The organism is Paraburkholderia sp. MM5482-R2, from assembly GCF_050436125.1.
GTDB lineage: Bacteria > Pseudomonadota > Gammaproteobacteria > Burkholderiales > Burkholderiaceae > Paraburkholderia > Paraburkholderia tuberum.
This window is the reverse complement of sequence record NZ_JBNDLP010000003.1, coordinates 1,937,375-1,950,932: the sequence shown is the minus strand read 5'-3', so window position 1 is coordinate 1,950,932 and position 13,558 is coordinate 1,937,375. Positions and strand designations below refer to the sequence as shown.

Sequence of the window (13,558 nt, the reverse complement as noted above, 5' to 3'; positions counted from 1 at the left end):
CGCTCGCAGCCATGCCGTACTGGATCACCTGGCTCGGCGGCTATACGGCACTTGGTACACGCGTAGTAGTGATGGCATTGGCGGCGATGGCGCTCAATTTTCTACTCGGTTTTACTGGCGTGTTGTCGTTCGGTCACGCGGCATATTTTGGTCTCGGCGCGTATGGCGTTGGTATGACGATCCGTTATCTGGTGCCGAATACGCCGCTTGGTATCGTCATTGGGGTCGCGGCCGGCACGCTGGCGGCGGCGCTCATCGGCGCGCTGATTGCCAGGCTTCGGGGCGTCTATTTCGCGATGGCGACGATCGCATTCGGCCAGGTGTTCTACTTCGTCGCCTTTCGCTGGAACGCCGTGACTGGCGGCGACGATGGACTCTCCGGATGGCATCGCATGCCTCTCCACTTTGGCCAGCAGAGAATCGACATTCTTGGCAACAGCACCGTGTTTTACTATTTCGTTCTGCTTTGCTTTGCCGTGTCGGTTGGCGTCATGACTGCGCTGTTGCGCTCTCCGTTTGGCCGTACGCTTCTGGCGATACGCGAGAACGAAAAACGGGCGCGCTTCCTGGGGCTGCCGGTGGAGCAGCATATCTGGCTGTCGTTCGTGATCTCCTGCTTTTTCGTGAGTTTTGCCGGTACCCTGTACGCGCTGCTCAATAACTTCGCCGATCCGCATGATCTGCGGTGGGACCAGTCAGGCGATTTTGTGATCATGGCCGTGCTGGGGGGAATGCGCTCGTTGTGGGGACCGCTGATCGGCGCGGCCGTCTTCGTGCTGGTTCAGGATTACATCTCCACACGGACTGAGAACTGGATGTCGTTTATCGGCCTGCTGTTCATCCTCGTCGTTCTGTTCTTTCCCCGTGGCGTGCTGGGCATCCGGACGGGCGGGGTGCGTTCATGAGCCTGCTCGTAGTCGATCACGTATCTCACCGGTTCGGCAATCTTCGCGCGGTTAGCGATGTTTGCCTGACTGTGGAAGCCGGTGAGCTTCGCGCGGTGATTGGGCCTAACGGTGCAGGAAAGACGACGTTCTTCAATCTGATCAGTGGGTTCTTTCCGCCTACGTCGGGGCGTATCGTGTTCGACGGACGCGACGTGACCCGGCTTGCGCCTCATCGCCGCGTTGCCATGGGAATGGCGCGGACTTTCCAGATTACGGAAGTTTTTCCTGAGTTGTCCGTTCGCGATAATCTGCGGATTCCGGTCGAACTTCGGGCCGGGCACAGGCTCTCGCCGTGGCTATCGAGGGCGGCGCGCGCGACCGTCAACCAGCGGCTGGAAGAATTGCTCGTGCTCGGCGGACTCGAGCAGCGTGCGCGCCGGTTGGTGGGTGAACTGTCGCTTGGCGACCAGCGAGCCACGGAAATCATCATGTCGCTCGCACTCGAACCCAGGCTCCTGCTCCTCGACGAACCGACCGCGGGGATGGGAGATCAGGAAACCTACGACGTGACGCAACTGATACGACGCCTGCACCGCGATCGATCGCTGACGATGATTCTGATCGAGCACGACATGCGCGTCATCTTCCAGCTGGCACAGCGGATCATGGTGCTCGCCGAAGGCAGGATTCTGGCAGAAGGAACGCCCGAAGAAATCACCGGCAATCAAGCCGTGCAAGCAGCCTATCTGGGAACAGCAAAATGAGTGCCCTGGTTGCCGAGGGACTGCAGACCTGGTACGGCAAGAGCCACATTCTGCATGGCGTATCGGTGGACGTTGACGACGGCCAGATTGTCGCCCTGGTAGGGCGCAACGGTGCCGGCAAGACGACAACCATGCGAAGCCTGATGGGATTGACCCGGCCACGCGCGGGAAGGGTGAACATTCTAGGCCGCGAAACGACCGGTTGGCCGCCAGACCGGGTCGCGGCGCTCGGTGTCGGATATGTGCCGGAGGGTAGGCGCATATTCGCGGGTCTCAGCGTGGAAGAAAATCTGCTTGTGCCCAACGGGCGCACCGGTCCTTGGACGATCGCACGTGTGTTTGAGCTTTTTCCCCGGTTACGCGAGCGTCGGAACAGCAAGGGCCGGCAACTCTCCGGAGGGGAGCAGGAAATGCTCGCGATCGCACGCGGCCTGCTGCTCAACCCACGCGTACTGCTTCTCGATGAGCCGTCTCAAGGTCTCGCACCGCTGATGGTGCGGGAAGTGTTTGATGTTATCGTCAGAATGCGCGCCGAAGGCATGTCGGTGCTTCTGGTTGAGCAGAACGTTCGAGCGGCTGTCGAGATTGCCGACGCAGCTTGCGTGCTGGACGATGGTCGGGTCGTTTTTTCCGGATCCGCGCGAGAACTTGCGCGCGACGAAGCTCGTGTGCGTACTCTGGCCGGGGCGAGTGCGAGCGATTGGCGCATGCTCGACGATGCTTGAATCGCATGAAGCCATGCCACGAATATGAAATGGCACAGTGTGAACTAACGCTCGTCGAGGCGCACAGGCATTTCCAAGCCCTTTAATTGTTGCTTCGGTTCACGGCGGGAATTTTATCGCCGTCTTTGCGGTCGAAGCGTTCAGGGTGAGCCGTTCATGTATGACGGTGCGCGAATGCGCACCGCCTCTTTCGCGCAACGCCGGTTCAAAAACCGAACTCCGGGGCAGGCGCAAGGAGACCAGAAATGAGCACGATTTCCGACCTGACGCTAACGGGCAAACTGCGCCGCGATGCTGGGATAGTGGGGTTGCTGTTCGCAAGCACCACTAGCATGATTGGTTCAGGGTGGCTGTTCGGCGCCTACCATGCATCGAGAATAGCCGGTCCGTTGAGCATAGGCAGTTGGGCGCTTGGCGCTGTCATCATCATGCTGATTGCGCTATGTTTCGCGGAGCTTGCCGCCGTTTTTCCTCGTAGTGGGGCGCTGGTTCATATGAGCCACGCGAGCCATGGCGACGGACTTGGAAGGTTGTGGTGCTGGCTGCTCTTCCTCGCCTATGTCCCGGTGCCTGCAGTCGAAGCCGAAGCAATCGTCACTTATGCAAGCAACTATCTGCCATGGCTGATCCGTCCTGGGTCCGCCGGGGTGCTGAGTTTGGCGGGCTTCTTCGTGTGCGCCGGTTTGCTCGGAATCACCGCGCTGCTGAATCTGATGGTGATCAGATGGCTGCTCAACGTCAATTCAACCATTACGTGGTGGAAAATTCTGGTGCCGATACTGACCATCGTTGGCTTGATGGCAGCGAGCACCCACTGGGATGTCGTGCGTGCGGCGCCTGACACCTACAAGCTCTCCGGCATGTTCACGGCACTTCCCGCAGCAGGTATCGTTTTCAGCTATTTGGGCTTCCGTACTGCGATCGACCTCGGCGGCGAAACGGCCAATCCACATCGCGACATTCCGCTAGCCGTGATTGGCTCGGTCGTGCTCGCTGCAGTGGTTTACATCATGTTGCAAGTGGCCTTTATCTGGGCGCTGTCGCCGGTCGATCTCGCGCACGGATGGGCACACCTCAGCTTCAAGGGGGAAATGGGACCGTTCGCTGGACTTGCCGCGACGCTCGGGCTCGGCTGGATGGCGACGCTTCTCTATATCGACGCCTATATATCGCCTGGCGGCACGGGGCTGATGTATGTAACCGGCGGATCGCGCGTCCTCTTTGCTACGGGCGAAATGGAGGCAGGTCCTCGCGTGCTGACAAAGCTGAACCGCAACAAGGTGCCATGGCTGGCGGTTCTCGTGATGTGGGTGGTTGGCACCATTTTCCTGCTGCCGTTTCCTGCATGGCAGAAGATGGTCGACTACATTACGTCGGTTACGGTGCTGACATATGGTCTTGGTCCGGTCGCGTTGCTTGTGTTGCGCCGTAATCTTCCGGAACTGCATCGTCCATTTCGCATGTGGGCCGCCCCCGTGCTGGCGCCAGTCGCATTTATCTGCAGCAACCTCGTAATATATTGGACTGGCTTTGCAACGAACACCTTTCTGTTTGCGCTGGTGGCGATCGGTTTCGTACTCTACGCGGCGTACTACCACATCGTCTTGCGCAAAGCTGCGAAAGACTTCGGCTGGAACAACATTGCGTGGCTGTTGCCGTGGTTTGGGGGCATCTGGTTATTGTCGTGGCTCGGCGGCGTCGGTGGCGGACTCGGTGTGATCGGATTCGGTTGGGACATTCTTCTAGTGGCGCTCTGGAGCGTGATCGTGATGAGGCTCGCAATGCGCTGCGCGTTGGGCGTCGAGCAGACGCGAGCAATGATGGAGCGAATGGACGCGACGAGTTGACTGGCAACGCCATCGTTCAGCGAGGGAGGAGTCAACGGAAGCTCTATCCGTTAGCGGGGCGCTTGAAGGGACTACCCGAGTACCCGCCTGAACTGCAAGCCAGACTTCCAACGGTGAGATCTGGTCAGGGAGTCGCGCTCATGTAATGCGCGGCGATCGAGCAAGACTTGTCTAACCGGAAGCGAAGGGCAGAATGAGCGCCCTCTAACGCCGATGATCACGAGTATGTGCGATGAACCTGACGTCATCGCGCATCAGAAGCGGCTGTGGTCGCTTCGCGCTGCTACCACATCATGCGAACGCTAACTGGCGAGGTCCGGTTCTTCGCACTACCCAGTGCTGCCGCCTTGCGTCCGGATGGCTCCTTCTTAAGCGTCCTTTAAGCACCACGGCCTAGCTTTAAAGCGTCAACTGTTCGAAGTTCAAGCCCTGTGAAAGTCTCGCATGCCATATGCGCCGCCGATGTGAGCGCGCAAAGCCGCATGCGACGTCGGGAACTGGACACTCGCTAAGGAGAATGAACCATGAAAAGGCATCAGGTTATCGCTGTCATGTGCGCGTTGCTCTCCGCCGCCTATTGTGGTGCGGCCGTGCAGGCCGCCGAGTCCCCGCGGGCCGTCGCGTCGGACATGGGCAAAGTCTCGGGGAAAGGAAACGAGGCCTTCCAGCAGATCGAACTTGCGCGGCTCGCAATCTTCAACGGTAACGGTTCGGAGGCCGCCACGCTTGTAAAAGCCGCCCAGAAATCACTGCAGGAAGCGCAGGCTGACAATACTGCTTTTACCAAGGCTGAAAAAGACTTGAAACTTCCACCCACGGCTTCCAGCGCGCCGCATGTCCAAGCGGACGTCGCTCGCGCTTCGCAGGAGTTGATGTGGCTTCCGGTTGGCGCTGACGTAACTATCACCGACAATCTCGCCCAGTCTTCCGAGAAATCCAAAGCGGTGGCATCCGCGAATGAGCACATCAAGCAAGGTCAGCGGGATCAGGCGCTCAACGCCCTGAAGGTCGCGAATATTAACGTTGCCTACACCATGGAACTCGTTCCGCTAAAACTGGTGATCGCGGACGTCAATGACGCTGCGAGGCTGATCTCTCATCACCAGTACTATCAAGCAAATGACGCCCTCCGGCAGGCGGTGGCGAGCGTGCGGTATGACTGGGTCGACCTGGACGCCATTCCTCAGCACGCACAAACCGCACAAATGGCTTCGAAGCCTGCCGAGCATCCCGCCTCGTCCGCGAGCGCACGATGAATCTGTCCGCGATGCCAAAGCGTCCCTGGCGGTACAGAGGGACAATTTAGCGTTAGCTTATTCTGAAGGGTCATCACGCCCCCAAAGAGCAGTCGATCATGGCATTTATTGCCTCCGCTTATGCCACGACACGACGAACGTCGTGCGCAGCTAATGAGCGCTGCCCGCGAGTTAGATTCATGTCGACCTGCCTGCGCGCCGGTAAGGTATGGTCCGCGCATCTGATCTTTATATAGCACAATGTGACATATTGGCCTACACTTTGGATATCGAGATTGGCGCAAGCCTCGTTGCTGCTTATAAGCGTCGATTGCATCAGGCGGCCGTCTCGGCGGCCGTCGCAACGGCACAGTTGTCCTTCGCGGAGAGGTCTGTATGCTTGTTACGTTCAAGTGCCGTTCAACTCCGGACGTCGTCATGCTGCGGAACCTCGCGGAATATCTCCTCGCAGCCATTGGTAAGCAAGTCGCCACTCGTGGCGTCATCAGCCACGATGAACTGGGTACGGTGATAACGCGGCTTGAACGCGCTATCGAAGATCAGGCACGCACTGAATCAGCCCTCAACGTCCTCCATCACGTGCCGAACGACCATAGTTCAAACAGTGCGGCCGCGACCGTCGAACATCGCGCCTGGCCATTGCTCGACATGATGCGCGAGGCCCATCGCCATGGCGACGATATTCTCTGGGGTATTTAGACCGTTGGAGCGCTGCGGCGCAGGCGCATGTCTTCTCGTTATCGCGAGACAGCGCCGATGCCGTTGTCAGCGCAAGGGCGTTCCAGGGGATAGACGCGATAAGTCTGCAGATGCGACCTGACGTTCAAAGGATCATCGTCGCCACGCGCATCGAACCCAGCGCCGACGCATCATTTATTAGCGACCTGCCGCATCGGACCAATAATTCTCGACATGTCGCGAAGCGAAATGATTGCGATCCGACGTAATCTGCGCGAGCGGTAAATCGCGCATGCCCTTCGTCGTGCGGGCGGCGGTGCCGCGCGCGACACGAGCGAGGGCTCATGGGCCGGGTTTTAAGTTTCGTTTAAGTTTTCGCGTCTAAATTCTGAGAAATGTCATGTCGTGCCATAATATTGCACCAGGCTTTCAGCGGGTGCGGCGCGGAATCGCGTGACTTCGACGTGTCCTCAGCTTGCCGGTCAAGCACGTTCGACTGCAGCATCGGCAGCTATCTTCACCCAGCGACTGCTGGGTTTTTTTTTACACGATATGAGCGCAACTTCCACATCGGCCACTTCCCGCTCGCGCATGAGTGCGCTTGAGCTGCGAGCGACGCTGTCGCTCGCAGCGATCTTTGCACTGCGCATGCTCGGTCTCTTCATGATCATGCCGGTGTTTTCGGTGTATGCGAAAACCATTCCCGGCGGCGACAATCTCCTGCTGGTCGGCATCGCGCTGGGGGCGTACGGCGTCACTCAATCGCTTTTCTATATCTTCTACGGCTGGGTTTCCGACAAGGTTGGCCGCAAGCCAGTTATCGCGACGGGTCTCGTAATATTTGCGATCGGCAGCTTCGTCGCCGCGGGGGCGCACGATATTGTGTGGATAATCGTCGGTCGCGTGATCCAGGGAATGGGCGCCGTTTCCTCCGCGGTGCTCGCTTTTATTGCCGACCTCACTGCCGAGCAGCACCGCACAAAAGCAATGGCGATGGTGGGGGCCTCGATCGGCATTTCCTTTGCGGTGGCGATCGTGGGTGCGCCTCTGGTGTTCCACTGGCTCGGGATGAGCGGCCTGTTCTCGCTGGTCGGCGCGCTCTCGATTCTCGCGGTGGGCGTGGTGATCTGGGTCGTGCCGGATTCGCCGAACCGGCCCGTCCATTTGCGGGCGCCATTTGCCGAAGTGCTCCACAACGTCGAGCTGCTGCGCCTGAACTTCGGCGTGCTTGTACTGCACGCCACGCAAACGGCGCTGTTCCTTGTGGTGCCTCGCCTGCTCGTCGACGCAGGGCTGCCGGTCTCGTTGCACTGGAAGGTCTATCTGCCGGTCATGGGTATTGCGTTCGTCATGATGGTGCCGGCCATCATTGCCGCGGAGAAGCGGGGGAAAATGAAGGCCGTGGTCGTCTCTGCAATCGGTCTGATCCTCATTGGCCAGCTATTGCTTGGCTCGCTCGAACATACACTCGTTATCGTGCCCGCCGTCCTGTTCGTGTATTTCCTCGGCTTTAACATCCTCGAAGCGTCGCAGCCCTCGCTCGTCTCGAAGCTCGCGCCGGGCGATCGGAAGGGTGCGGCCACGGGCGTATACAACACCACGCAGTCGATCGGCCTTGCCCTCGGCGGCGTGGTTGGCGGCTGGCTTCTAAAACACGATGGCGCGAACGCGGTGTTTTACGCGTGCTCCGGGCTCATATTGTGCTGGCTCGCAATCGCGTTCAATATGAAGGTTCCGTCACCGCGGAAAGCCTGAGTCGCGCTTCTGGCGCGAAATGCAGCCGGTGAGGGCGTCGCCGGAAAAAACCCAGAAGAAAAACAGGGGAACAGATCGTGCGCATTCTCGCGCTGATGGACCGTCGAAAGCTGCAGCGCATCAACCGGTTATGGCTCCACTATGGCGTGTTCTGGCTGGGGGCGATCGCCGTAGGCCTGGTCGCGGTGCTTTACGCGAAGCTGATCGATTTCGGCTACGCGGTGTTCCTTCGCTATGCGGCTGACCGGTTCTGGCTGCCTCTGATCGTGGCGCCCGCAACCGGCGCCGTTACGGTGTGGCTTACACGGCGCTTTTTTGACGGTTCCGAGGGCAGCGGTATCCCCCAGGTGATCGCCATGCTGCACGGGCCGAACGAACTCGGGCCACGGCTGCTTACACTGCGTATTCTCGTTGGAAAGATTCTGGTCTCGTTCCTGGCCCTGCTCGGTGGCTTTACCATCGGCCGCGAAGGTCCGACCATTCATGTTGGCGCCGCCCTGATGTTCAGCCTGAGGCGCTTTTACCCGAGGCGTTTTCTGGCGATCCGGCCGGGCGTGCTGGAGCGCAGACTCGCGCTCGCGGGTGCGGCCGCCGGTTTGTCGGCGGCATTCAATGCTCCGCTCGCAGGCGTGGTGTTCGCCATTGAGGAACTGATGCGCAGCTTCGAGGAGCGCGCGAGCGGCGTGCTGATCACGGCAATCATCTTCGCTGGCGTCGTTTCACTTGGGCTTCAGGGAAACTATGTGTATTTCGGCACGATCGATATCGGGTCGGGATTGCCCCGATGGATTAGCCTCGCCGTAGTGCTGATCGGTGTCCTTGCGGGCGCGCTAGGGGGATGCTTCTGCTGGCTGTTGCTCAACACGAAGCGCTGGATGCCCGAAGTTCTGCTCGAACTGCGCGTGAAGCGGCCTGTGCTATTCGGCGCGCTATGCGGCCTGGTCATTGCGGTCGTCGGCGTGAGCGCCAATGGCCATACATTTGGCAGCGGCTATGCCGAAGCGCGGAGCATGCTGGAAGGCAGCGCGCATGTCAGCGCGGCATACCCGCTCCTGAAGATGGTCTCGATGGTGGGGTCGTATCTGCCAGGCGCGCCCGGAGGCCTGTTCGCCCCGTCGCTCGCGATCGGGGCTGGCATCGGCAACACCGTTCACATGGCGTTCTCGCAGATCCAGCTTCCGATGCTCATCGCGCTCGGCATGGTCGGCTATCTGGCGGCGGTCACCCAGAGCCCAATCACGGCGTTCGTGATCGTCATCGAGATGATCAACGGGCACGCGCTCGTTATCTCGCTGATGGCCACGGCGCTCATCGCGAGTCGCGTCTCGCGCTTTTTTGCGCCACCGCTGTACGAGGCGCTCTCGGAGCGTTATCTGCGCAAGCCGTGAGGCAAAGGCGACGGTAGGTCGAACAGACATCGACGGAGTTCATATGGGGATCGCAGACAGAATCGAAAAGCGTCTATTGGGCATGGCGCGCGTGCTATGTCTGATCGCGCTAGTTGGCGCCATCCTGGCGATGATCGCATTAATGTTTGCGCTTGGCGTTCCGAGGACGGCAGCTGTTATCACAGATCCGCCCGTCAGCGCGAGCGAGGTACTCTCTTCGATAGCGGGTTCGGAGGCGGCCAACGACGGTCTGAAGATCGACAGCGCGTACGGCAACGCCATGGCGGATGTCGCTGGCGCCGCGGGATTAATTATCCCCGCTCCGCTTAATGCCCTGTTGAACCAGAATAATGCAAGCCAACCGCTGCTCAAGGCGTGGCTCGAGCGTATTCCCCAAGCCGACCGACAGCAGTTCCTGGATGAACTGTCCGACGTCGTTGCGGCTGCCGGGCAGCACGCTGCTACGTGGGAATGGGACAACCGCGAGCGGTATGTTGCAGCGGCCATGGATCAGTATGCCCGTGTCAAGATTGGGCGGATTGATGCGGCCCAAAGCGCCGTTCAGGCGGCAGAGGGCAAAAACGCTCAGTTCGGTTCGTCGCTGGGAATTCTTCTCGCGTTGACAGGTTTCCTGACTTTGCTGCTACTGCTCACAGCGATCGAACGCAATACGCGTAATAGCGCGGTGAAAAGACAGGAATGAGCTGGCGCGACTTGAGATGGGATGCCGATGTAAGGTGTTTTCTGTTGCACCAACTGTTCTGAACCGGCGCGACCTCTCGCCACTCGCACAGCGCGGGCCGGAGACGCACGCCGGATTAAAGTCGAGACAGGTGGCGCGGTCGCTCCTCTGACGGCAGAGTCGATCGCTCGACCTGCTGGTTTGATCTGTCGGAGCGTTTCGGAGGCCGCGCCAACGCGAGGCCAAACTCACTTCTTGTGATTCTGACCGATGGCCCGGGCAACGTGCCGAGCGGGAGATCACCGCGAACAGGAGCCTATCTGCAGAGCAGTCCCTGGGTAGATAAGGGTCCAGGTTTGCATCGCGAAGCTCGCGCAACTTACAGCTGTGCAGCCGTTAGCTTCGGGCGGCGCGCTGGCATGTGCGTCGCAGCACCGCAATGGGCACGTCGTGCGACGCAGGGTTCAGAGAAGGTCGGTTTCACAGAAACGATTGGAAAAACCCGATGGGCAATTGCGGAGGGCTATCTGATTGACGTTACGTGGTCAGAGCGCTGTCATCGTCGCTACTCTCTGATCGTCTTTTTCGCGCGCGGCGAAATATTGTCCGAGCTGCCCAGGATCGGCACGTTTCCCATGCGTTAAGCCTACATCGGTCGACGTTACAAGTGTTCACGACAAACGGTCCACGACAAACGACGTGCTTAACGATGCATCGCGACCGTTCGGTTGACGCGCAATCCCGCTTGGTCATCAGGAGACCCGTAACCGGGCGTCTGCCCGAATCGAGCCGTTGTTCATCAGCCAATCTTGCAGAGCCGGAACGGCAGTTGCTCTTCTGTGCGCTATCGGTGCAAAGCCTTTCAAGACCAACGATGACTTACGGTACTTTTCCAGCGTGGCTCCATAGTCTGTCAATCACCTGGATTGTGTTAGGCGTGGTGTGTGCCGCCATCATTGTGACTGACGAGGTAAGACATCCGCAGAAGATGTGGATCATGAGCCTGGTTTGGCCGCTGACCACGCTATTCGGCACAGTTCTCTGGCTTGCTGCCTATTATGCATGGGGACGCAACGTGCTCGCCGCCGAAGCTGGCGATAAAACGCAACCGTTCACAGTGATCGTGATGAAAGGCACTAGTCATTGCGGCGCTGGTTGCACACTCGGCGACATTGTTGTCGAATGGTCAGCGTTTGCGTTTCCAGGGTTGGCGGTGTGGTTCGGATGGCACAGCGTATTCAACGAGAAAACTTTTGCCGTCTGGATCCCAGACTTCATGATCGCCTTTCTGCTAGGAATCGGTTTTCAGTACTTCACCATCAAGCCGATGCGCGACCTGTCAATTGGACAGGGCGTGATCGCTGCAGTCAAAGCGGATATTGCCTCGATAACCGCGTGGCAGATTGGCATGTATGGAGCAATGGCGACCATTCAGTTCTTATGGTTCAAGCCGGTTTTTGGCGGCATCGCGAACGTGACAAGTTCGGAGTTCTGGTTCGCCATGCAGATCGCCATGCTCGCGGGCTTCGTAACGAGCTACCCTGTGAACTGGTGGCTGATTCGTTCCGGTGTGAAGGAGAAGATGTAGACCAAACCCTCAGCGAAAAGGGCGCTGATGGCGACAGGCAAAATCGCAACTGACGTGAAGGCGGTCCCACAGGATGTGCGGCGATTGGATACTAGCTGCGTCCCAAACGCGTTCACCCGGACAAAACGTGCATTGTGATGGATGCCGGATGACCGTAGTAATCTGGACCTCACCCCCAATACAACCAACGTGCGACTTCACGCGCTCGTGAGTCCGCGGAGATGGGCAGGCGTCGAACAAACCTCAAGACCACCCGCCGGCCGACTCAGTTAGGCAAGTGGCGTGGTTGTACCTTAAAAGTCGTCGTTGTGGTCAGAGAAGCTCGAACCGTGGCTCAGGGTTGATCGCGTTGAAAAAGGCCGTGACCCGACTGTATCGCTGACGGTATCAACCTCTCAGTCAGTGGTCCGGCGTAAGCGTTGGCGTAGGTTTGTACGAGAAAGCTCGCCCGGGTCACTATTTCGACGAGAACGAGTAAACCGGCTCGATAAGCGGGTTGGTGGCGGCTTGCGGCGCGGTGCTTGCCACCAGCCCGGCACCTTCAGCGCCGCTTGACCCGCCCGCGGCTCATGACTGAGAACCTGGAACACGCCGAAATCGTCATTGCTGTCGGGAATCGCGGCGAGCAGGTTGGCAAGCGCGCGCCAGCCCATGAAGCTCGATAGCCTTATCGCTATGCGCAGCCAGCGCTCGGCGCGTGAGCTCGGGTGCGTTGACGGTGTTGACGCTACGCACTGCATCCGTCGCATTGCGTTTTTCGTTGATCTGGCGTCGATCGATGCGTGAAGCAACGGGCAGGTCTGCATGCTGTCTCTCCAGTGTTGAACGCCTTCGACGCTGTTCGCGCGGCGCCACGCCGTCCGCTTGCCCTACATCCACGCGGATCACCGCGCCGCCGCTGCCGTACCGGCCACGCCCGATAGCAGCGCCCTCAACACCTGTCGCAACGTGGTGGCGCCGAAGCGTCGCTCGCTGATATTCGCCTCGACGTCGATGCGTCCAGCGTTGTGCGCGTCGTACAGATCGACGATCAGTTGGGCGTGCCGCTCGCCGAGCCCGGCGCCGCGCAGCACGGCACTCCATTCGTCGCGCGGCACCCGGTGGGCGATAACCGGCCGCCCGGACAGTTCCGCCAAGGTACGCGCGACGTCGAGCGCGCTTACCCGCTCTTTCCCTTCGATACTGACCACCCGTGGCGTCGCGCGCGAAGGCCCTTCATCGAGCAGCAACTGCGCGGCAAGCTCGCCGACGTCCTGCGCCGCGACGGTCGGAAACAGCTTGTCGAGCGGATCATGCAGACTCGGCAGCGCGCCCCGGCCGAGCGCGACCGGCAGCACGCGTGCCCAGTTCTGCATGTGCTCGGCGGCGCGCAACAAGATCAGCGACGACGCGACGGTGCGCAACTGCGTTTCGAGGTAGTGGAACAGCGTCGTGATGCCGGTGCCATCCGCGTGCTCGGCGCCGTAGTCGGACAGCGCGAGGAGCCGCGGTGGCGCGCTGATGCGCAAAGCCGCGACGCCCGCGTCGATGATGCGCCGCATGGCGGCCGCGGGATCGTCATGCGCTCGCGGCACCGGACAGAGCCATTGCACTGCCTGCGCGCCGTCGATCGCGCGCGCGACCAGCTGTGGGTCGTTCAGGTCGGCGATCGCGATCTCGCAGCCGATTGCCGCGAGCGCTTCGGCTTGCGTGGCGTCGCGCACCACCGCGCGTACCTGGCGGCCCGCGCGACGCAAGGCGGTTGCGCTCGCGTGTCCCACGTGACCGGTCGCTCCGAAAATGACGAACACGTTGTGCTCCTTTTGAGGATCGCTATGACGTGATGGTAGGGACGCGGTGCTCGCGAGGCGCTCAGATCTGGATGACTTTGCGCAGATCTGGATGATTTTTTACGCCGATGCCGCGCAGGTCGCGCGAGTCGCGTTGGCTGTTCGCGAGCTACCATATTCCGTCACGCCGGCGAACCTGCCAAAAACGCCGCACAATGC

Annotated in this window: 12 protein-coding genes; 10 read left to right on the top strand and 2 right to left on the bottom strand. The window is 59.9% G+C overall.

Features of this window, described 5'->3' with window-relative positions:
• Positions 1 to 11: 11 nt before the first annotated feature.
• From OKW37_RS31025 to OKW37_RS30980, 10 genes are all read left to right on the top strand, one after another.
• The gene (locus tag OKW37_RS31025; RefSeq protein WP_260334916.1) at positions 12 to 905 is read left to right on the top strand and encodes a branched-chain amino acid ABC transporter permease; all 894 of its coding nucleotides are present in this window, start codon (positions 12 to 14) and stop codon (positions 903 to 905) included.
• Complete coding sequence (locus tag OKW37_RS31020) at positions 902 to 1,651, top strand: ABC transporter ATP-binding protein (RefSeq protein WP_429403199.1); 750 nt, start codon at positions 902 to 904, stop codon at positions 1,649 to 1,651. Before OKW37_RS31025 ends, OKW37_RS31020 begins: the two co-directional genes overlap by 4 nt.
• Positions 1,648 to 2,376, top strand: coding sequence for an ABC transporter ATP-binding protein (locus OKW37_RS31015; RefSeq protein WP_429403198.1), 729 nt, complete (start codon positions 1,648 to 1,650; stop codon positions 2,374 to 2,376). Before OKW37_RS31020 ends, OKW37_RS31015 begins: the two co-directional genes overlap by 4 nt.
• A gap of 245 nt (positions 2,377 to 2,621) precedes the next feature.
• Positions 2,622 to 4,223, top strand: coding sequence for an APC family permease (locus OKW37_RS31010; protein ID WP_429403197.1), 1,602 nt, complete (start codon positions 2,622 to 2,624; stop codon positions 4,221 to 4,223).
• Positions 4,224 to 4,747: 524 nt separating this feature from the next.
• On the top strand, positions 4,748 to 5,479 hold the full coding sequence (locus tag OKW37_RS31005) for a YfdX family protein (RefSeq protein ID WP_187610278.1): 732 nt from the start codon (positions 4,748 to 4,750) through the stop codon (positions 5,477 to 5,479).
• A 375-nt stretch (positions 5,480 to 5,854) separates the two neighbouring features.
• Positions 5,855 to 6,178 carry a DUF1840 domain-containing protein gene (locus tag OKW37_RS31000; protein WP_429403196.1) on the top strand — a complete coding sequence of 108 codons (324 nt, stop codon included), beginning with the start codon at positions 5,855 to 5,857 and terminating at the stop codon, positions 6,176 to 6,178.
• Positions 6,179 to 6,709: 531 nt separating this feature from the next.
• A complete protein-coding gene (locus OKW37_RS30995) occupies positions 6,710 to 7,912 on the top strand; it encodes an MFS transporter (RefSeq protein WP_429334609.1) in 1,203 nt (400 codons plus the stop codon).
• A 95-nt stretch (positions 7,913 to 8,007) separates the two neighbouring features.
• Positions 8,008 to 9,300: a chloride channel protein gene (locus OKW37_RS30990; RefSeq protein WP_184050100.1), complete on the top strand. Its 1,293-nt coding sequence runs from the start codon at positions 8,008 to 8,010 to the stop codon at positions 9,298 to 9,300.
• 43 nt (positions 9,301 to 9,343) lie between these two features.
• On the top strand, positions 9,344 to 10,003 hold the full coding sequence (locus OKW37_RS30985; RefSeq protein ID WP_429403195.1) for a hypothetical protein: 660 nt from the start codon (positions 9,344 to 9,346) through the stop codon (positions 10,001 to 10,003).
• A 688-nt stretch (positions 10,004 to 10,691) separates the two neighbouring features.
• Positions 10,692 to 11,570, top strand: a complete 879-nt coding sequence (locus tag OKW37_RS30980; protein WP_429403194.1) for a DUF4396 domain-containing protein — start codon at positions 10,692 to 10,694, stop codon at positions 11,568 to 11,570.
• Between the two features lie 395 nt (positions 11,571 to 11,965).
• On the opposite strand, the gene OKW37_RS30975 is transcribed toward OKW37_RS30980, so the two are convergent.
• Together OKW37_RS30975 and OKW37_RS30970 are read right to left on the bottom strand one after the other, a co-directional pair.
• Positions 11,966 to 12,376 carry a hypothetical protein gene (locus OKW37_RS30975; protein ID WP_429403193.1) on the bottom strand — a complete coding sequence of 137 codons (411 nt, stop codon included), beginning with the start codon at positions 12,374 to 12,376 and terminating at the stop codon, positions 11,966 to 11,968.
• 78 nt (positions 12,377 to 12,454) lie between these two features.
• Positions 12,455 to 13,360, bottom strand: a complete 906-nt coding sequence (locus OKW37_RS30970; protein WP_429403192.1) for an NAD(P)H-binding protein — start codon at positions 13,358 to 13,360, stop codon at positions 12,455 to 12,457.
• Between the last annotated feature and the right edge of the window lie 198 nt (positions 13,361 to 13,558).